Source organism: Actinomycetospora sp. NBRC 106375, assembly GCF_030269665.1.
Lineage (GTDB): Bacteria > Actinomycetota > Actinomycetes > Mycobacteriales > Pseudonocardiaceae > Actinomycetospora.
This window is the reverse complement of record NZ_BSTS01000009.1, coordinates 104,126-121,031: the sequence shown is the minus strand read 5'-3', so window position 1 is coordinate 121,031 and position 16,906 is coordinate 104,126. Positions and strand designations below refer to the sequence as shown.

Annotated in this window: 19 protein-coding genes, 1 tRNA gene and 1 pseudogene; 14 read left to right on the top strand and 7 right to left on the bottom strand. The window is 72.7% G+C overall.

Annotated features, from left to right (window positions below):
* The first annotated feature begins 1 nt into the window (after window position 1).
* A complete protein-coding gene (locus tag QSK03_RS16545; RefSeq protein WP_502872179.1) occupies window positions 2-511 on the top strand; it encodes a gamma carbonic anhydrase family protein in 510 nt (169 codons plus the stop codon).
* A 6-nt stretch (window positions 512-517) separates the two neighbouring features.
* Here the strand turns inward: QSK03_RS16545 and QSK03_RS33145 are convergent.
* Window positions 518-640, bottom strand: a pseudogene (locus tag QSK03_RS33145) (aromatic-ring hydroxylase C-terminal domain-containing protein); the annotation flags it as partial.
* Between the two features lie 329 nt (window positions 641-969).
* Window positions 970-1,827: an alpha/beta hydrolase gene (locus QSK03_RS16540; protein ID WP_285654049.1), complete on the bottom strand. Its 858-nt coding sequence runs from the start codon at window positions 1,825-1,827 to the stop codon at window positions 970-972.
* A 164-nt stretch (window positions 1,828-1,991) separates the two neighbouring features.
* Here QSK03_RS16540 and QSK03_RS16535 point away from each other — a divergent pair, with 164 nt between their 5' ends.
* Window positions 1,992-2,942 carry a helix-turn-helix domain-containing protein gene (locus tag QSK03_RS16535; RefSeq protein ID WP_285654048.1) on the top strand — a complete coding sequence of 317 codons (951 nt, stop codon included), beginning with the start codon at window positions 1,992-1,994 and terminating at the stop codon, window positions 2,940-2,942.
* Between the two features lie 6 nt (window positions 2,943-2,948).
* Here the strand turns inward: QSK03_RS16535 and QSK03_RS16530 are convergent, their stop codons facing one another.
* A complete protein-coding gene (locus tag QSK03_RS16530) occupies window positions 2,949-3,629 on the bottom strand; it encodes a GntR family transcriptional regulator (RefSeq protein WP_285654046.1) in 681 nt (226 codons plus the stop codon).
* 274 nt (window positions 3,630-3,903) lie between these two features.
* Between QSK03_RS16530 and QSK03_RS16525 the strand changes: the two genes are divergently transcribed.
* The 8 genes from QSK03_RS16525 (at window position 3,904) to QSK03_RS16490 (ending at window position 10,855) form a co-directional block, all read left to right on the top strand.
* The gene (locus QSK03_RS16525) at window positions 3,904-5,634 is read left to right on the top strand and encodes a 2-hydroxyacyl-CoA lyase (RefSeq protein ID WP_285654044.1); all 1,731 of its coding nucleotides are present in this window, start codon (window positions 3,904-3,906) and stop codon (window positions 5,632-5,634) included.
* Between the two features lies 1 nt (window position 5,635).
* The gene (locus QSK03_RS16520; RefSeq protein WP_285654042.1) at window positions 5,636-7,036 is read left to right on the top strand and encodes a phenylacetate--CoA ligase family protein; all 1,401 of its coding nucleotides are present in this window, start codon (window positions 5,636-5,638) and stop codon (window positions 7,034-7,036) included.
* 92 nt (window positions 7,037-7,128) lie between these two features.
* The gene (locus tag QSK03_RS16515) at window positions 7,129-7,770 is read left to right on the top strand and encodes a gluconate 2-dehydrogenase subunit 3 family protein (RefSeq protein ID WP_285654040.1); all 642 of its coding nucleotides are present in this window, start codon (window positions 7,129-7,131) and stop codon (window positions 7,768-7,770) included.
* A gap of 10 nt (window positions 7,771-7,780) precedes the next feature.
* Entirely contained in the window at window positions 7,781-9,433 is a 1,653-nt protein-coding gene (locus QSK03_RS16510; RefSeq protein WP_285654038.1) for a GMC family oxidoreductase, read from the top strand.
* A gap of 79 nt (window positions 9,434-9,512) precedes the next feature.
* A complete protein-coding gene (locus QSK03_RS16505) occupies window positions 9,513-9,779 on the top strand; it encodes a hypothetical protein (RefSeq protein ID WP_285654036.1) in 267 nt (88 codons plus the stop codon).
* Window positions 9,780-9,875: 96 nt separating this feature from the next.
* Window positions 9,876-10,055: a hypothetical protein gene (locus QSK03_RS16500; protein WP_285654034.1), complete on the top strand. Its 180-nt coding sequence runs from the start codon at window positions 9,876-9,878 to the stop codon at window positions 10,053-10,055.
* 12 nt (window positions 10,056-10,067) lie between these two features.
* Window positions 10,068-10,520 carry an MFS transporter gene (locus tag QSK03_RS16495; protein ID WP_352232006.1) on the top strand — a complete coding sequence of 151 codons (453 nt, stop codon included), beginning with the start codon at window positions 10,068-10,070 and terminating at the stop codon, window positions 10,518-10,520.
* Window positions 10,517-10,855 (top strand): thioesterase family protein, encoded by a 339-nt coding sequence (locus tag QSK03_RS16490; protein WP_285654030.1) that lies wholly within the window; start codon window positions 10,517-10,519, stop codon window positions 10,853-10,855. Before QSK03_RS16495 ends, QSK03_RS16490 begins: the two co-directional genes overlap by 4 nt.
* Before the next feature lie 12 nt (window positions 10,856-10,867).
* Here the strand turns inward: QSK03_RS16490 and QSK03_RS16485 are convergent, their stop codons facing one another.
* Window positions 10,868-11,659, bottom strand: a complete 792-nt coding sequence (locus tag QSK03_RS16485) for an SDR family NAD(P)-dependent oxidoreductase (protein ID WP_285654028.1) — start codon at window positions 11,657-11,659, stop codon at window positions 10,868-10,870.
* 324 nt (window positions 11,660-11,983) lie between these two features.
* On the opposite strand from QSK03_RS16485, the gene dnaG reads away from it, so the two are divergent.
* The 3 genes from dnaG to QSK03_RS16470 are packed head-to-tail and all read left to right on the top strand — an operon-like array spanning window position 11,984 to window position 15,242.
* Window positions 11,984-13,891, top strand: coding sequence for a DNA primase (gene dnaG / locus QSK03_RS16480; protein ID WP_285654026.1), 1,908 nt, complete (start codon window positions 11,984-11,986; stop codon window positions 13,889-13,891).
* Window positions 13,888-14,472 carry a hypothetical protein gene (locus QSK03_RS16475; protein WP_285654024.1) on the top strand — a complete coding sequence of 195 codons (585 nt, stop codon included), beginning with the start codon at window positions 13,888-13,890 and terminating at the stop codon, window positions 14,470-14,472. Before dnaG ends, QSK03_RS16475 begins: the two co-directional genes overlap by 4 nt.
* The gene (locus QSK03_RS16470) at window positions 14,469-15,242 is read left to right on the top strand and encodes a trans-aconitate 2-methyltransferase (protein ID WP_285654022.1); all 774 of its coding nucleotides are present in this window, start codon (window positions 14,469-14,471) and stop codon (window positions 15,240-15,242) included. Before QSK03_RS16475 ends, QSK03_RS16470 begins: the two co-directional genes overlap by 4 nt.
* Here the strand turns inward: QSK03_RS16470 and QSK03_RS16465 are convergent.
* Window positions 15,236-15,517 (bottom strand): hypothetical protein, encoded by a 282-nt coding sequence (locus QSK03_RS16465; RefSeq protein WP_285654020.1) that lies wholly within the window; start codon window positions 15,515-15,517, stop codon window positions 15,236-15,238. The two genes, QSK03_RS16470 and QSK03_RS16465, sit on opposite strands and share 7 nt — an antisense overlap.
* 119 nt (window positions 15,518-15,636) lie before the next feature.
* Between QSK03_RS16465 and QSK03_RS16460 the strand changes: the two genes are divergently transcribed.
* A tRNA-Asn gene (locus tag QSK03_RS16460) sits at window positions 15,637-15,709 on the top strand.
* A gap of 274 nt (window positions 15,710-15,983) precedes the next feature.
* Here QSK03_RS16460 and QSK03_RS16455 read toward each other — a convergent pair.
* On the bottom strand, window positions 15,984-16,403 hold the full coding sequence (locus QSK03_RS16455; protein WP_285654018.1) for a hypothetical protein: 420 nt from the start codon (window positions 16,401-16,403) through the stop codon (window positions 15,984-15,986).
* Window positions 16,400-16,870: a hypothetical protein gene (locus QSK03_RS16450; RefSeq protein ID WP_285654016.1), complete on the bottom strand. Its 471-nt coding sequence runs from the start codon at window positions 16,868-16,870 to the stop codon at window positions 16,400-16,402. The genes QSK03_RS16455 and QSK03_RS16450 overlap by 4 nt, the downstream gene beginning before the upstream one ends.
* Between the last annotated feature and the right edge of the window lie 36 nt (window positions 16,871-16,906).

The window sequence follows — 16,906 nt, the reverse complement described above, 5'->3', positions numbered from 1 at the left end:
GCTGATCACCGTCGACGGCCACACCCCGGCGATCGCCGAGGGCGCGTGGGTCGCGCCCGGCGCGGTCGTCGCGGGCCGCGTCACGATCGGGACGGAGACCGGTGTCTGGTACACCGCCGTGGTGCGCGCCGACACCGCCGAGGTGACGGTGGGGGAGGGCACGAGCATCCAGGACGGCACCGTCGTCCACGCCGACCCCGGCTTCCCCGCCTCGATCGGCAGCAACGTGACCGTCGGGCACCGCGCCGTCGTCCACGGCTGCACCGTCGAGGACGACTGCCTCGTCGGGATGGGCGCGGTGATCATGAACGGCGCCGTGGTGGGCCGGGGTTCCGTCGTCGCCGCGGGCGCGGTGATCTCCCAGGGCGTGGTCGTGCCGCCGAACTCGCTGGTCGCGGGCGTCCCCGGCAAGGTGCGCCGGGAGACCACCGAGGACGAGCGGGCGATGATCGGGGTCAGCGCCGCGACCTACCGCCACCTGCTCGGCCTCCACCGCGACGCGACGGCCTGACCCGACTCAGGAGACGTGCTCCGGCGCCGCCCCGCACCACGTCCGGACGGCGTCGCGCACGTGGTCGACCAGCTCGGCGCCCTCGTCCCCGGCCCACGCGACGTATCCGTCGGGTCGCACGAGCAGGCGCCCCCGGGCGTCCGAGCCCCAGCCGGCGCAGCGCGCCCCCGGGGCCGTGCAGCACCCGCTCGACGACCACGGCGGCGACGAGGACGACGGCCAGGACGAGCACCCCGCCGCGTGCCGACGGGTCGAGCGACGCGAGACCCTGGAGCAGCGCCCAGAGCACGGCGAACCCGGCGAGGAAGCGGACCCATCCGCGGGGTCCGCGGACCGGCGCCTCGGTGTCCGGCGGCGCGCCCGCGACGACCATCGGGCCCCCGGAGTCGGACGAACGGGACGCCGCGACGGTGGCGTCGGCCGCGACCGCCCGCATCACCCGTGCGGGATGACCCGCGTCAGACGCTCACGGGCTCGGCCGGCGCGGGCGGGGGAGCGACGACGGGCGGCGGGGTGGTCGCGTGGCGCAGGGCCCAGGCGAGGACGTAGTCGGCGATCTCCTCCCAGCCCGGGGCCGCGGGCAGCAGGTGGGGCTTGCTCCCGAACTCGACGACCTCGGTGGTGGTGCCCGGCGCCCGGTAGTGCGCGGCGTTCGACCACTGGACCTTCGGCGGCATGATGTTGTCCTGGCTCCCGGCGACGAACAGCAGCGGCGCCCGGCCCTCGTTGCCGTAGTCCACCCACGTGCCCTGGTGGCCCGGGGTGAGGTTCGCCAGGGCGCTCTCGAACAGGATGCGGCCGGACACGGGCACGGCGTAGCGGTCGTGGAGGGCGCGGGCCTCGCTCTCGGGGAACGTGTTGGTGAAGGCGTAGTTCCAGTGCGCGAAGTCGTAGCGGACGGCGCGGTGCCGGTTCGCCGGATTCTTGAGCACCGGGAACGTCGCCTTCACCTGCGAGAGCGGGACGACCGGGACACCCTCGGTCGGCGCCGAGTTGAGGGCGACGCCCGCGGCGCCGAACCCGTGGTCGAGCAGGATCTGCGTGAACGCCCCGCCGGCGGAGTGCCCGATGATGATCGGCGGGGAGGAGAGCCCCCGGAGCACCCCCTCGAGGTGCTCGACGATCGCCGGGATCGTGACGGCCTCGACGGGCGCGGGATCGGCGTTGAGCGACTCGACCTCGGCCTCGAAACCGGGGTAGGCCGGCGCCACGACCCGGTAGCCCTTCGCCTCGTAGTGCGCGATCCACTGCTCCCACGAGCGTGGCGTCACCCAGAAACCGTGGACGAGGACGATGGTGTCGGGGGTGCTGCTCATGGGCGGCCCTTCGTCGTCTCTGCCCCGATCGGCGCAGCGTCGATCGGCTTGCTGTGACGATAGGTAGACGATCGGTGTCGGAGTTGTCCCAGGATGCGCAGCTCTTGCCCCTCTGTGCCGTTCATCGTTGGTTCGGCACGGTGGGCCGTCTACGGTGAGTCACCATGTTGGTGCTCGACTCGCGGGACGCGCCCGCGGCCGGGCGCGCGGACCTCGTCGCAACGCTCATGGCGGAGGCCAGCGCCGCCACGGTCACCCTCGTCCCGCACGATGAGCTCCACGCGCGCATGGAGCTCTGGCAGCTCGGGCGGCTGCACCTCTTCCGCAGCGCGTCGTCCGGGATGGCGATGTCCCGCACCGCCGGTGGGGCGCGGCGGGACGGCGCGCCGATCGTCGCGCTCGCGGTCCAGGAGCGGAGCACGGCACGGCACGAGCAGTTCGGGCGCCGGCAGGACATCCCTCCGGGGCGGCTCATGCTGGTCGACCTCACGGCGCCGTTCGCGTTCTCCTGGGCGACGACGGGCGCCTCCCGTGCCCTGCAGATACCCCTCGACGCGCTCGGGCTGCCCGTGGACACCGTCCGGGCGGCGTCCGGCGCGCTCGACACCAGCCCGCTCGCCGGTCTCGTGAGCCGCCACGTCGTCGACCTGTTCGGCGAGGCCGACCGCCTGGCCGCCGGCGACCAGGCCGCGGCGATCGGCGCGGCGAGCATCGATCTCGTCCGGGCCCTGCTCGTGTCGACGGCGGCCCCGGACGCCACGGAGCGCTCGGTGCACCACGAGACGCTCGTGGTGCGCATCCACGAGTACGTGCGCCAGCGTCTGCGCGACCCGGACCTCGGGGCCGACGAGATCGCCGCGGTGCACAACATCTCGCGCCGCCAGCTGTTCGGGCTCTTCGCGAGAGCCGGCGCCAGCCTGGAGCAGTCGATCATCGCGCGGCGGCTCGACGCCGCCCACGACGAGCTGGGCCGTGCGGAATCCGCGCACAAGTCCGTCGCGACGATCGCCCACGAGTGGGGCTTCCGCGACGCCGCGCACTTCTCCCGGCGGTTCAGGCGGGCGTTCGGGACGACACCGCGGGAGCGGCGCGCCGTCGCGCTCGGGGGTCGGTAGCCGGCGTCAGGCGTCGGCGGCGTCGTCCTCGTCCGCGGTACCCATCGCGTCGAGGATCAGTTGCTCGCCGTGGGCTGCGTGGCGACGGGCCAGCTCCTCGGCGTGCGGCGCGTCGCCGCGGGTGATCGCGTCGAGGATCGCGGCGTGGTCCTCCCACACCCAGGCCGGCGAGCCGCCCTGGAGCAGGACCTCGCCCATCACGCGCTGGACGTTGCGCCACATCACCGCGGTGCTCTCGGTGAGCAGCGGGTTGCCGGCGGCCTCGACGACCGCGCGGTGGAACTCGACGTCGGCCGAGATCATCCGCGCGAACGCCCGGTCGGCGAAGGCGCGCTCGCCGAGGTCGACGATCCCCGCGGCCTCGGACAGCCACGACTCGCTGCGCCGTTCCGCGGCGAGGCGGGCCGCGTAGCCGTCGAGCAGCTCGCGCAGGTCGTAGAGGTGGCTGACGAACTCGCGGTCCAGGGGGGCGACCTCGAGCCCCCGCCGGCCGAACTCCCGGACCAGGCCCTGATTGCGCAGCAGCAGCAGCGCCTGCTGGATGGGCTGACGCGAGACGTTGAAGCGCTCCGCCAGCTGTTCCTGGCGCAGCGGGGTCCCCGGCGTCAGCTTGCCGGTGCAGATGTCGTCGACGATCGCGTCGAACACCTGCTCGGTGCGGGACGGGGGAGTCGGGAGCGCCGTCATCGGCACCGTCCCCGGACGGTGCCCCGGCTCGGCTCCGCGAGCAGCACGGATCCTCCTCGGAGGTCCTTCTCGGTCGGTGTTCCGACTGCCCAGCGTAGCGCCTGGCCGGATCGCGGATCTGCCCGTGCTGCTTGACTTCTGAATTCAGAATGCGGCACGGTACGTGTGGGAGCGGTCACGTGGCGCCGATCACGGGGAGCGGAGACGGAATGCCCCCGGTCACAGGGGCCAACCGACCGTTCCGCGTCCGGACTGTCTCGAGGAGGAGGAGCGGATGGCGGAGAACGGCCCGGTCGTCGTCGCCGACCTGGTGGCGCGGTTCTTCCGCGACCACGGCGTCGATCGAGTCTTCGGACTGCAGGGCGGCCACATCCAGCCGGTCTGGGACCAGCTCGCGCGTCTCGGCGTGCGCATCGTCGACGTGCGCGACGAGGGCTCGGCGGTGCACATGGCCCACGCCCACTCCGAGCTCACCGGCGAGACCGCCGTCGCGCTCGTGACCGCCGGGCCGGGCGTGACCAACACCGTCACCGCCGTCGCGAACGCCTCGATCAGCCGCATCCCGCTGCTCGTCTTCGGCGGCTGCCCGCCCCGCCCCCAGGCCAACATGGGGCCGCTGCAGGACATCCCGCACACCGAGATCCTCGCCCCCGTCACGCGGCTGTCGCGCACGCTGCGCCAGCACGACCAGGTCCTGCGCGAGCTCGACGAGGCCTGGGCCCGGGCGTCGGGTGACCGCGGCGAGCCCGGCCCGGTCTACGTCGAGATCCCGACCGACGTGCTGCGGCAGGAGGTCGCGCCGGCGCTGGTGACCGACGAGCACCTGCGGGCCAAGCCCCGCCGGCGCCCGCAGCCGCATCCCGACGACGTCGCGGCGGTGGCCGACCTCGTCCGGAACACGAGCAGGCCCGCGGTCATCAGCGGCCGCGGCGCCCGCGTCACCGACGGCCGCGAGCTCGTGCGATTCCTCGACGCCAGCGGCGCGGCGTACCTCGACACCCAGGAGTCCCGCGGCCTCGTCCCCGCCGACCACCCCGCCGGCGTCGGGTCGGCCCGCTCGGCGGTGATGCGCGACTGCGACCTGCTCATCACGGTGGGCCGCCAGCTCGACTACCAGCTGGGCTTCGGCTCACCGGCGGTCTTCCGCAACGCCACGGTCGTGCGGATCGCCGACACCGCGAGCGAGCTCATCGACAACCGGCGCGGCGAGGTCGAGATCCTGGCCGACCCGGCCGCCGTGATGACCGCGCTGACCGCCGCCCTCGAGGGCCACTCGCCCGACACGAGCTGGCGCGACGAGCTGCGGGCCAAGCACGAGAAGCGCTCGGCGGAGTACAAGGCGACGCTCGCCGAGACCCCCGCCGGCGACGACGGGCGGATGCATCCGAACCGCATCTTCGCCGCGCTCGACGCCCTCGACGGCACGGCGCTCGACCTCGGCGAGACGATCATGGTCGCGGACGGCGGCGACCTGCTGTCGTTCGCCCGCCTGGGGATCACCCGCTGCGCCCGCTACCTCGACCCCGGCGCCTTCGGCTGCCTGGGCGTCGGCACGCCGTTCGCGATCGCCGCATCGCTGGCGTTCCCCGACCGGCCCGTCGTCACCGTCACCGGCGACGGCGCCTTCGGGATCACGGCCACCGACATCGACACCGCGGTCCGGCACGGCGCCAAGATCGTCGTGATCGTCTCCAACAACGCCGCGTGGAACATCGAGCGCTACGACCAGCAGGAGAACTACGGGCTGGTGGTCGGCACCGAGCTCGACTTCTCCGACTACGCAGCGCTCGGCCGCAGCCTCGGCGCGCACGGCGAGCGCGTCACCGACCCCGCGGAGCTGCCGGACGCCCTGCGGCGCGCGCTGGAGAACGCGCCGGCCGTCGTCGACGTCGTGACCAGCCGCGACGCGCCGTCCCCCGACGCCGACAAGGGCCTGGGCTTCGTGCCGGACTACCAGGCCCTCACGCCCTGGAACGACGCCGAGATCGAGCGGAGGAAGGCCTGAGATGAGTTCGCAGATGGAGGAGTGGCGCTTCCCGGCGGGCTACGACCAGAGCTACCTGCCCGACCCGGAGTCGCCGTACTGGTTCCCGTACCGCGAGACCATGGATCCCGACGAGCGCGACGCCGCGGTGCTCGTGCGCCTGCGCGAGGTCATGGAGTACGCGTACTCGACGTCGCCGTTCTATCGGCGCAGGTGGGACGCCGTGGACCTCAAGCCCGCCGACATCACGTCGTTCGAGGCCTTCGAGCAGGTCCCGGTGATCCAGAAGGAGGAGATGCGGGCCGCGCAGCACGAGCACCCGCCGTTCGGTGACTACACCTGCGTCGACGACTCCGAGATCCACCACATCCACGGCACGTCGGGCACCACCGGGATGCCGACCGCCTTCGCGATCGGGCGGCGTGACTGGGAGGTCATCGCCGACAACCACGCCCGCATCCTCTGGGGCATGGGCGTGCGTCCCGGCGACACCGTCTTCGTCGCCGCGCTGTTCAGCCTCTACCTCGGCTCGTGGGGCGCGATGAGCGGCGCCGAGCGGCTGCGCTGCCGCGTCCTGCCCTTCGGTGCCGGCGCGCAGGGCATGACCGCCCGCGCCGTGACCTGGCTGGCCCGCACGCAGCCCACGGCGTTCTACGCGACGCCCTCCTACGCGCTGCGCCTCGCCGAGGTCGCGCAGCAGGAGAAGATCGACCCCAAGGAGTTCGGGCTCAAGGTCATGTTCTTCTCGGGCGAGCCCGGCGCCTCGGTGCCGGCGGTCCGGGACGCCATCGCCGACGCCTTCGGCGCCCAGGTCGTCGACTGCGGGACGATGGCCGAGATGACGCCGTTCATGTCGGCGTCGGCCACCGCCGGGACCCCGGACGGCATGCTGCTCTGGCAGGACATCGTCTGGCACGAGGTCTGCGACCCGACCACCTTCCGCACCGTCCCGTACGGCAGCGAGGGCACGCCGGTCTACACCCACCTCGAGCGCACGTCGCAGCCGATGATCCGGCTGGCGTCGAACGACCTCACCCGCTGGGTGATGGAGGACAACGGCTGCGGGCGCACCTACCCGAAGCTGCCCGACGGCGTGTACGGCCGGATCGACGACATGATCCACATCCGCGGCGAGAACGTGTACCCGACCGAGGTCGACAACTACCTGCGCGGCGTGGCCGACTACGGCGGCGAGCACCAGATCGTCGTGCGCCGCACCGGCTCGATGGACGAGATGATCGTCCGGGCCGAGTGCACCCTGCCCGAGGGCCAGCGCTCCGAGTTCGAGCGCACGACCGGCTCGGGGCTGCAGTCCTTCCTCGGCGTCCGCGTGACCTTCGAGTCGGTGGACGCCAACACCCTCGAACGCGCCGAGCACAAGTCCCGCCGCGTCGTCGACGAGCGCGAGCACACCAAGCGCTGACCCCCATGTGAGCAGTCGGCGCCCTGATGGAGGCGCCAACTGCTCACGTCACCCCACACGCACGAACCTTTCAACGCAGAGGGGAGATCCTCGTGAACGACGCACTGGGAGAGAAGCCGGCACCGTTCGGCGCCCCGGAGACCACGGCCACGCCGGGAGAGGCGGGCGGATACTTCGAGACCGGCCGGCCGCGCCTGGGCGGGCTGCAGAACCCGATCCGGTTCAGCGACGCCCAGGCCGCCGTGATCAACGCGGCCGCCGACACGATCATCCCGCCGCACCCGGACTGGCCGACGGCGAGCGAGCTCGACCTCGTGACGTTCGTCGGGCGCTACACGACGCCGAGCGGCTACAAGAACAAGCACTTCCCGTTCGCGACCGAGGACGAGTTCAAGGCCGGCCTCGACCGGCTCGGGCAGTCCTTCGTGGACGCCGACGGCAACGGGCGCGCCGACGCGATCGCCGCCCTGGAGAAGGCGGAGGACCCGCTGTTCGAGCAACTGCGGGCGCTCGTCTACTACGGCTACTACTCGCGCCCGGTCGTGACCCAGGCGATCAACCGCAACCTCCCGGCCGGCCGCGACTACCACGGCCCGCCGCTGCCCTACGGCTACCTGCAGACCACGGAGCCCTGGGACGAGGAGCTCCTGACGCAGGCGCAGGAGAACGGCTCGTACCTCGAGACCGACGAGGTCGTCCGCGTCGACCTGTCCCAGCTGTCCTGGACGAAGTGAGGAGCGCACGATGGCTACGTACGAGGAGACCGACGTCCTGATCATCGGGGCGGGCCCCGGCGGGGCGGGCAACGCGCTCAAGCTCGCCAAGGCCGGCATGAAGGTCATCTGCCTGGAGCAGGGCCCCTGGGTCAAGCCGACCGACCACCCGCACTACCACGACGAGTGGGAGCTGGAGAAGCAGCGCGGCTGGGCGTACGACCCGAACGTCCGCCAGCTGCCGGAGGACTATCCGGTCACCGGCACCACGACGCCGTACATGATGAACAACGTGGGCGGCTCGACGGTCCACTACGCCGGCCACTGGCCGCGCTACAAGCCCGTCGACTTCCGCAAGGGCACCGAGCACGGCCTCGAGGGCACGATCGACTGGCCGATCTCCTACGAGGACCTCGCCCCGTTCTACGACGAGAACGACGAGATCTACGGCATCTCCGGACGCATCGGCGACCCGTCGTACCCGGACCGCAAGCAGGCCGTCCGCGACCCCGAGGTGCTGCCCGGCAAGCTGGGCCTGAAGTACGCGAAGGCCTCCCGGGACCTGGGCTGGCACTGGTGGCCGTCGGACAACGCGGTCATCACCGTCCCGCGCGAGAACCGCGAGGCCGACCAGGCCATGGGCAACGAGCTCTCGGGCAGCCCGACGGGCTCGCTGTCGACTCCGGCCAACGCGCACTGGCCCTACGCCATCCGGTACGGCGCGGATCTGCGCACCATGGCCCGCGTCGAGACGATCAACGCGGAGAACGGCAAGGCCACCGGCGCGACCTACATCGACCGCACCACCGGCGAGCGCCACGAGGTCCGTGCGAAGATCGTGATCCTCGCCGCCAACGGGATCGGGTCGCCGCGGCTGCTGCTGCAGAGCGCGCAGAAGGATTTCCCGAACGGTCTCGCGAACTCCAACGGCATCGTCGGGAAGTACCTGATGCACCACGTCTTCGCGTTCTGCGACTCGTGGTTCGACGAACCGGTCGAGGGGTTCAAGGGGTCGTTCGGGGCGCCCCTGTACTCGCACGAGTTCTACCACACCGACATGAGCCGGGGATTCGTCAACGGTTTCGGCATGCAGGTGGCGCGGTCGTTCGGGCCGGCCTACGCCGCGATGGGGACCCACACCGGGTACACCGCGCCGTGGGGCGAGAAGCACCGCGACTTCTTCGACGGGCACTTCGCCAACCACCTCATGGTGTTCATGTTCGGCGAGGACCTGCCGGTGGAGTCGAACGCCGTCACGCTCGACCCCGAGGTGAAGGACTCGTCGGGCCTGCCGGCCGCGCACGTGAACTACGAGCTGCACCCGAACGACATCGCGCTCGCGAAGTACGGGATCGACAAGATCTTCGAAGCGACGCGTGCGGTCGGGGCCACCGAGACCAACGACACCGGCGTGCTCTACCCGCCGCCGGCCTGGCACCTCATGGGGACCTGCCGGATGGGGAACACCCCGGACGACTCGGTGCTCAACAAGTGGTGCCAGACGTGGGACCTGCCGAACCTGTTCGTGGTCGACGGCAGCACCCTGACCACGGGTGGCGCGGTGAACCCGACGTCCACGATCGGCGCGCTCGCCTGCCGGAGCGCCGAGTACATCACGCGGAACTTCCACGACATCACGTCGCAGAAGTCGACACCGAGCAACGCCGACGCGCCCACCATGTGACCTTCGGTCATGTGAGCAGTTCGGCTCGCCATAGCGAGCCGAACTGCTGACATGCGCGGAGCGCACCGGGAGAACCGCCATGCCAACGCCTGCCCCCGACGCGGTCTATTCGAAGATCACGCGCCGGCTCGTGCCGTTCCTGTTCATCTGCTACGCCGCGGCCTATCTGGACCGCGTGAACGTCGGGTTCGCGAAACTGCAGCTGCAGGACGACCTGGCGTTCTCCGACACCGTCTACGGGATCGGCGCCGGCATCTTCTTCGTCGGCTACACGTCGGGGGGCTCGGCGGCTGGCAGTGGATGTTCCTCGTCGAGGCCGTCCCGTCGCTCGTCCTGGGTCTGCTGAAGTTCCTCGACAACTCCGTCGACGCCGCCCGGTGGCTCGCCGACGAGGAGAAGGCGGTCGTCCGGGCGGACCTCGCCCGCCGAGGAGTCCACCCGCGTGGAGGGTCACGGCAGCATCCGCGCGGCGATGACCAGCGGGCGGGTGTGGCTGCTGTGCGGCATCTACTTCACGATCGCGCTGGGCATCTACCTGGTCAGCTTCTGGCTGCCGACGATCATCAAGGGCAGCGGTGTCTCCGACACGTTCACGATCGGCCTCTTGACCGCCGTCCCCTAGGTCGTCGCGGTCGTGGTGATGATCGCCTGGTCGGCGCACGGTGACCGCACCGGCGAACGCCGCTGGCACACCGTGATCCCGTGTCTGGTCACGGCGCTCGGCCTCGTGCTCACGGCGGTGTTCCTGCAGAGCACCGCGCTCGCGGTGGGCGCCATGGTGCTGGTCGCGGCCGGGGTCTCCACCGCCCAGGCGGCGTTCTGGAGCATCCCGTCGGCGCTGCTCTCCGGCGCCGGGGCCGCGGCGGGCATCGCCCTGGTCAACTCGATCGGCAACATCGGCGGCGCCGTCGCCACCTCGCTCGTCGGCTGGCTCTCCGACCTCACCGGGTCGACGGCGTCGAGCCTGTACCCGTTCGGCGCCGTGCTGCTCGTGGGCGGGCTGCTCGTGCTGCTGCTGCCGCGGTCGGTCGACGACGCCCCGGCGCCCGCACCGCGCCCCGCGGACGACCTACGATCGGCGGGATGAGGTACGAGGTCACCGACGACGACACCGCGGTCGCGCTGAGCACCGGGGACGTGCCCGTCCTGGCCACGCCCCGGCTGATCGCCTGGCTCGAGGCGGCGACCGTGGCCGAGGCGGCCACGACCCTGGAGCCGGGGCAGACGACGGTCGGCGCCGCGATCCGCGTCCGGCACCGCCGGCCCACCCCGGTGGGCGGCACCGTCGACGTGTACGCCTCACTGACCACCGAGGGCGACCGGCTGACGTTCGACGTCAGCGCGATCGACGGCGACGGGCACTACGTCGCGGACGGCGAGATCGACCGCGCCGTCGTCGACCGGGCGGCGTTCACGGGCTGACGCGGCGCGCGGCTAAGGGATGATCGAGTCCACGTAGCCGCCGTCGACGCGCACGGCGGCCCCCGTGGTGGCCGAGGCCAGCGGTGACGCCAGATACGTCACGAGGTGCGCGATCTCCTCGGGCTCGATGAGGCGCTGCAGCAGTGACTGCGGGCGGTAGGAGATCATGAACTGACGCTGCGCCTCGTCCCACGGGAGCTCGTCGCCGACCAGCTCCCGCACGAAGCCCTCGACCCCACCGGTGTGGGTCGGGCCGGCGATCACGGAGTTGACGGTGACGCCGGTGCCCGCGGCCTCCTTCGCGAAGCCGCGGGAGACCGCGAGCAGGGCCGTCTTCGACATCCCGTAGTGGATCATCTCGGCGGGGATGACGACCGCGGAGTCGCTGGCCACGTCGAGGACGCGGCCCCAGCCCCGGGAGGTCATGCCCGGCAGGTAGGTCCGGATCAGGCGGGCGGCGGAGAGCACGTTGACCTCGAAGTAGCGCCGCCAGTCGTCGTCGGCGATCTCCAGGGCCGGCTGCGGGCCGAAGATCCCGAGGTTGTTGACCAGCACGTCGACGTCGGGCTCGGCCGCGGCGAGCGCGTCGGCGCCCTCGGCCGTCGCGACGTCGGCGGCCACGCCGACGACCTCGCCGCCGGTCTCCGCGCGGATCCCGGCCGCGGCCTCGTCGACGCGCCCCTGGTCGCGCCCGTTGACGACGACGCGGGCGCCGGCGCCGGCGAGATCCGCGGCGATGGCGCGCCCGATGCCGCCGGTCGAGCCGGTGACCAGCGCGGTCCGCCCGGACAGGTCGAGCTGCATGGCATGTCCTCCTCGTCCTCGCTGCGGTGCCGGTGGAGCAACCGAGCGATGCGGCTCGAACTTCCCGAGACCCATACCGCGTGGAGCGAAGGACGCCCTGGCTGCGTAGGACGCAGCGAGGGACGCCATCGTGCCGACCGGCGACTCCACACCTCGCGGGGGCGAGGGACGCCCTGAGTGCGTGGGTGGCAGCGAGGGACGCCCTCGCTGCCACCATGCGCCCACGCGGCGCCTGCGCAGACGCGTCCCCGACACCCGGGGGGCTGTCCGCGACATCGTGCGGGCCGGACCGGCGCGCGCCGGCGGCGTCCTAGACTGACGGTCATGGCGGGGCGCATCCGGGACGCGGACATCGCGGAGGTCCGCGATCGCAACCGGGTGGACGAGGTGATCGGCGAGTACGTCGCCCTGCGCCGGGCGAGTGCCAGCTCGGTGAAGGGCCTCTGCCCGTTCCACGACGAGAAGACGCCGTCGTTCAACGTCCGGCCGACGCACGGCACCTTCCACTGCTTCGGCTGCGGCGAGGGCGGCAGCGTCATCGACTTCCTCATGAAGATCGAGCAGCTGGGCTTCGTCGAGGCCGTGGAGAAGCTCGCCGACCGCATCGGCTACCGCCTGACCTACGAGGGTGGCGGGTCGAGCGTCCAGAAGGACCGCGGGACGCGCGCGCGGCTGCTGGCGGCGAACAAGCTGGCCGCGGAGTTCTACGCCGAGCAGTTGCGGGCGCCGGGGGAGGCGCAGAAGGCGCGGGAGTTCCTCGCCGAGCGCGGGTTCGACCAGGCGGCCGCCGAGGACTTCGGGTGCGGGTTCGCGCCCAGCGGGTGGGACAAGCTGACCAAGCACCTGGTCGCCCAGGGCTACACGCTCGAGGAGCTGGAGAAGGCGGGCCTGTCGCGGCAGGGGCAGCGCGGGTACATGGACCGCTTCCACCGCCGGCTGCTCTGGCCGATCCGCGATCTCGGCGGCGACGTCGTCGGCTTCGGCGCGCGGCGGCTGTTCGACGACGACCGGATCGAGGCGAAGTACCTCAACACCCCCGAGACGCCCGTCTACCACAAGTCCAAGGTCCTGTTCGGCCTGGACAAGGCCAAGCGGGAGATCGCCAAGAGCCGGCAGGCGGTGATCGTCGAGGGCTACACCGACGTCATGGCCATGCACCTCGCCGGCGTGCACACCGCGGTCGCCAGTTGCGGCACGGCGTTCGGCGACGACCACGTCGCGGTGCTGCGCCGGCTGCTCATGGACGACTCGTTCGACCGCGGCGAGGTCATCTACGTCTTCGACGGTGACGCCGCCGGCCAGTCGGCCGCGCGCAAGGCGTTCGAGGGCGACCAGCAGTTCGCCACCCAGACCTACATCGCCGTCGCGCCCGACGACATGGACCCCTGCGACCTGCGCCAGGCCCGCGGCGAGATCGCGCTGCGCGACCTCGTGGCCCAGCGGGCGCCGCTGTTCACGTTCATCATCCGCGCGATCCTCGACGAGCACGACCTCGGCACCGTCGAGGGCCAGGTGGCGGCGCTGCAGCGCGCCGTCCCCGAGGTGGCCCGTATCCGCCGCGAGGATCTGCGCGACGGGTACGCCCGCCGGCTCGCGGGATGGGTCGGCTGGACCGACGAGGCGCAGGTCGTGCGCCGCGTGCGGGAGACCGCGGGCGCCCCGACCGAGGCCCCGGCCCGGCGCGCCCAGCAGCGCCGCGCCCCGACCGGGCAGAACGGCCGTCCCGCCGGTGAGGGCCCCACGTTCCCCGCCCGCGACGACCCGCGGCTGCGGGTGCAGCGCGAGGTGCTCAAGGCCGCGCTGCAGGCGCCCGCGCTCGCCGGCCCGGTGTACGACTCGCTGCCCGAGGACGCCTTCTCCAACGACGCCTACCTCGCGGTCCACCGGGCCGTGCTCGGCGCGGGCGGCACGTCGGCGGGGTGGTCGGGCTCGGCGTGGATCGCCGCGGTCGGCGAGGAGCTCGCGAGCGGCTACCGGCCGCTGGTCCACGAGCTGGCCGTCGAGCCGCTGCAGACCCGCGAGACCGACGAGCACCGCTACATCACCTCGATGATGAGCGCGCTGCAGGGCACGCTGGTCGAGCGCCAGGTCTCGGAGATCAAGTCACGGCTCCAGCGGCTCTCGCCGATCCAGAACGCCGACGAGTACCACGAGCTCTACGGCGACCTCGTCGCGCTCGAGCAGTACAAGAAGGCGCTGCGCGACCAGGCGACCGGGGCGGTCTCGCTGTGAGCGGGGTGCTCGACCGCCTCGGCGCGATGCTCACCGGCCGCGAGCCCATGCCGGAGGGCTTCACCGGCACGCTCGACGAGGGCGAGCGCGTGATCGCCGACGGCCGCGGCCCGCGTGGGTCGATCGTCCTCGCCACCGACCTCGGGCTCTGGCTGCCGCCCGCCGCCTCGGGCGAGGCCGCGGTGCGCATCGCCTGGCACCTGGTCACGAAGGCGACGTGGGCCGGCGGCGCGCTCGAGGTGATCGAGGCGCAGGAGGCGGAGGAGCTCGACGGGGGCGTGGTCCTGCTCGCCGACCTCCCGCCGCGCCGGGTGCCGCTGACCGACCCGGGCAAGCTCCCCGAGACGGTGCACCGGCGCGTCACCGCCGCGGTGAAGGACAGCCAGCACCACGAGGTCGCCGACGGCGGTGCCTGGTTCGTCCAGCGCCGGGCACCGGGCGCCGGGATCGTGCTGCACGTGCGCCCCGACCCCGGCACCGATCTCGACGCGGTGCGGTCCGTCGCGGCCGGGGTGGGGGAGAGGCTCCAGGCCGGACGCGAAGCGGAGCGGAGCCGGACCATCGGCGAGGCGCGGGGATGAGCGTCACGTGGGACCCGGAGCTCTACCGGCGTCACGACGACCACCGCGCCCGCCCGTTCCTCGACCTCGTCGCCCGCGTGGGCGCGCCCGCGCCGCGCGAGGTCGTCGACCTCGGCTGCGGGCCCGGCCACCTCACCGCGGTCCTCGCCGCCCGGTGGCCCGGTGCGCGGGTCCGCGCCTCGGACTCCTCGCCGGAGGTGGTGGCCGCGGCGCGGGCGGCCGGGGTCGACGCCGAGCTCGCCGACGTGCGGGACTTCCACCCGGGCCCCGAGACCGACGTCGTGGTCACCAACGCCGTGCTGCACTGGGTGCCCGAGCACCGCGAGCTGGTCGCGCGGTGGGCCTCGGCGCTCCCGGCCGGCGGCTGGCTGGCGTTCCAGGTGCCGGGCGCGGAGCAGTCGCCGTCCCACCGGATCGCGCGCGACCTGCTGGCGTCACCCGCCTGGGTGGAGCGCGTCGCCGGGGGCCTGCCCGCGTACGGGGTCGGCACCCCCGAGGAGTACGCCCGCCTGCTCGCCGCTGCGCGCCCCGATGGCGTCGTCGACTGCTGGGAGACGACCTACCTGCACCCGCTGACCGGCGACGACCCCGTGGGCGACTGGCTCGCGGGCACGACGCTGCGACGGGTCCGGGACGTGCTGGACGACGCCGGCTGGGCGTCGCTGCGCGCCGACCTCGTCCCGCGGCTGCGGGAGGCCTATCCCCCCGACCGCTCGGGCGTCACCTGGTTCGGGTTCCGCCGGGTGTTCGCGGTGCTCTCCGCTCAGTGATCGGAGCCGTTGGTCGTCGCGCGACCGGGAGCGCCCGGCGTGCCCGACGCCTCCGACGGACCGCCGGTCGGCGCGACCTTCTCGCGGGCCATCGACACACCGGTCTGCACGGCCTCGCCGGCCTTCGCCCGGGCGACGCCGGCGGCGCCCTGGACGCTCGGGTGGTCGGCCACCTGGCGGTAGGCACGGGCGATCTGCTCGTAGCGCTCACGACCGGCGCGGGCGCCGAGCACGTACCCGACACCGGCACCCAGCAGGAACGGGATCAACTTCATGCGGTCTCCTCGCCGACGTCTCGGTTCCGTCCATCCTGCCCCACCCGTGCGGCGGGACCGCGGACCCCGTGCGGTAACGTGACTTCCGTCCGACGGCGAGATCGGGTCGGGCGTGACGGTCCTCCGTAGCTCAATCGGCAGAGCATTCGGCTGTTAACCGAAGGGTTACTGGTTCGAGTCCAGTCGGAGGAGCCGAGACCCCGGGTCACCGCGCGTGACCTGGGGTTTTCTCTTTCCGGTGGTCCCTGGTTGACCGGGTCGCGTCGTTCCCCAGGTCGAGTGAACCCGTGACCGTGTCGAGTGAACCTCGGCGTGGATCCCTGGTGCGGCGGGTGTGGCACACGGCACCGTGGGCCCCGAGCCGGTGACGCGACCCGGCCTCCGGTGCCCGGGGGCACCGTCCGCGTGGTGGTGGGCCGGATCAGGCAGCTGGGGAGCGGGCCCCGGCCCACCATCATCGCGAGACTTACGGGCAGAGCACCGCCTTGTTCACGGTCGCGCTGGGCGTCCCGCTCCAGTTCCCCGCACGCGCCGTGACGCGCACGTACATGTCGATCAGGAGCGTCGTGGTGGTGAACGTCGTCGACGTCCCGTTCACCGTCTTCTTCTCGCCCTGGGCGAGGTTCAGGAGGCGGCCCGATTCGACGTAGTACTGGGATGCACCGGTGACGGATGTCCAGCTCACGTTCGCCGTCGCGGTCGTGGTCAGCCCGCTCGTGGTGCAGGTGATCGCACCGATCGTGACGGTCGGCGCGCCGAGGCTGCCCGCCTTCCCGGTCGCCTTGCCCGCGTTCGACGACCGCCACGCCGCCGTCGCCACACCGCTGCCCGCGAGCAGCAGCGTGACGACGACGGCCGCGACGACCGCGGTCCCCGGACGTCTCACGCGCTGGTGATGGCGACGGTGACGGGGATGGTGAAGGTCGCGTTCTGACACCCGGTCTCCGAGGCGCTCGTCATCGACGCCGCGCCCGCGAGCGTCAGCGTCGTCGAACCGTTCGCGGGGATCGCGGTGCCCGGCGAGGCGGTCGTGAGGGTCACGCCGGTCGTCGCGCACGTCCCGCTCCCGCCGGCCGCCGTCGGTGAGCCGTTGGGGCTGACCGACGTGACCGTGACGGGGTAGGTGTTGGGGTTGTTGACGGTGACCTTCACGTCGCCGCTGGACCCGGGGTAGAGCAGGTTCGCGGTGATCGCGGACCCCGCGACCGTCGTGGTCGTCGGGGCCTGGGCCTGCCCCGCCCGCGACGTCGCGGTACCGCCGCCGCTCGACAGCCAGGCCGCGGACGCGAGCCCGGCGCCGAGCAGCACGGCGACGACGACACCGGTCACCCCGACCGCCGGCAGCCGGCGCACCCACCACCGCCACGAGAGCCGGCGTTGCGACCTCCA

What these genes read in the sequence shown, in the direction of transcription:
- QSK03_RS16490 (WP_285654030.1), top strand. Translation starts at nt 10,517, where the DNA reads ATGAGGTACGAGGTCACCGACGACGACACCGCGGTCGCGCTGAGCACC.
- QSK03_RS16525 (WP_285654044.1), top strand. Translation starts at nt 3,904, where the DNA reads ATGGCGGAGAACGGCCCGGTCGTCGTCGCCGACCTGGTGGCGCGGTTC.
- QSK03_RS16470 (WP_285654022.1), top strand. Translation starts at nt 14,469, where the DNA reads ATGAGCGTCACGTGGGACCCGGAGCTCTACCGGCGTCACGACGACCAC.
- QSK03_RS16540 (WP_285654049.1), bottom strand. Translation starts at nt 1,827, where the DNA reads ATGAGCAGCACCCCCGACACCATCGTCCTCGTCCACGGTTTCTGGGTG.
- QSK03_RS16485 (WP_285654028.1), bottom strand. Translation starts at nt 11,659, where the DNA reads ATGCAGCTCGACCTGTCCGGGCGGACCGCGCTGGTCACCGGCTCGACC.
- QSK03_RS16505 (WP_285654036.1), top strand. Translation starts at nt 9,513, where the DNA reads ATGCCAACGCCTGCCCCCGACGCGGTCTATTCGAAGATCACGCGCCGG.
- QSK03_RS16530 (WP_285654046.1), bottom strand. Translation starts at nt 3,629, where the DNA reads ATGACGGCGCTCCCGACTCCCCCGTCCCGCACCGAGCAGGTGTTCGAC.
- dnaG (WP_285654026.1), top strand. Translation starts at nt 11,984, where the DNA reads ATGGCGGGGCGCATCCGGGACGCGGACATCGCGGAGGTCCGCGATCGC.
- QSK03_RS16510 (WP_285654038.1), top strand. Translation starts at nt 7,781, where the DNA reads ATGGCTACGTACGAGGAGACCGACGTCCTGATCATCGGGGCGGGCCCC.
- QSK03_RS16520 (WP_285654042.1), top strand. Translation starts at nt 5,636, where the DNA reads ATGAGTTCGCAGATGGAGGAGTGGCGCTTCCCGGCGGGCTACGACCAG.
- QSK03_RS16465 (WP_285654020.1), bottom strand. Translation starts at nt 15,517, where the DNA reads ATGAAGTTGATCCCGTTCCTGCTGGGTGCCGGTGTCGGGTACGTGCTC.
- QSK03_RS16535 (WP_285654048.1), top strand. Translation starts at nt 1,992, where the DNA reads ATGTTGGTGCTCGACTCGCGGGACGCGCCCGCGGCCGGGCGCGCGGAC.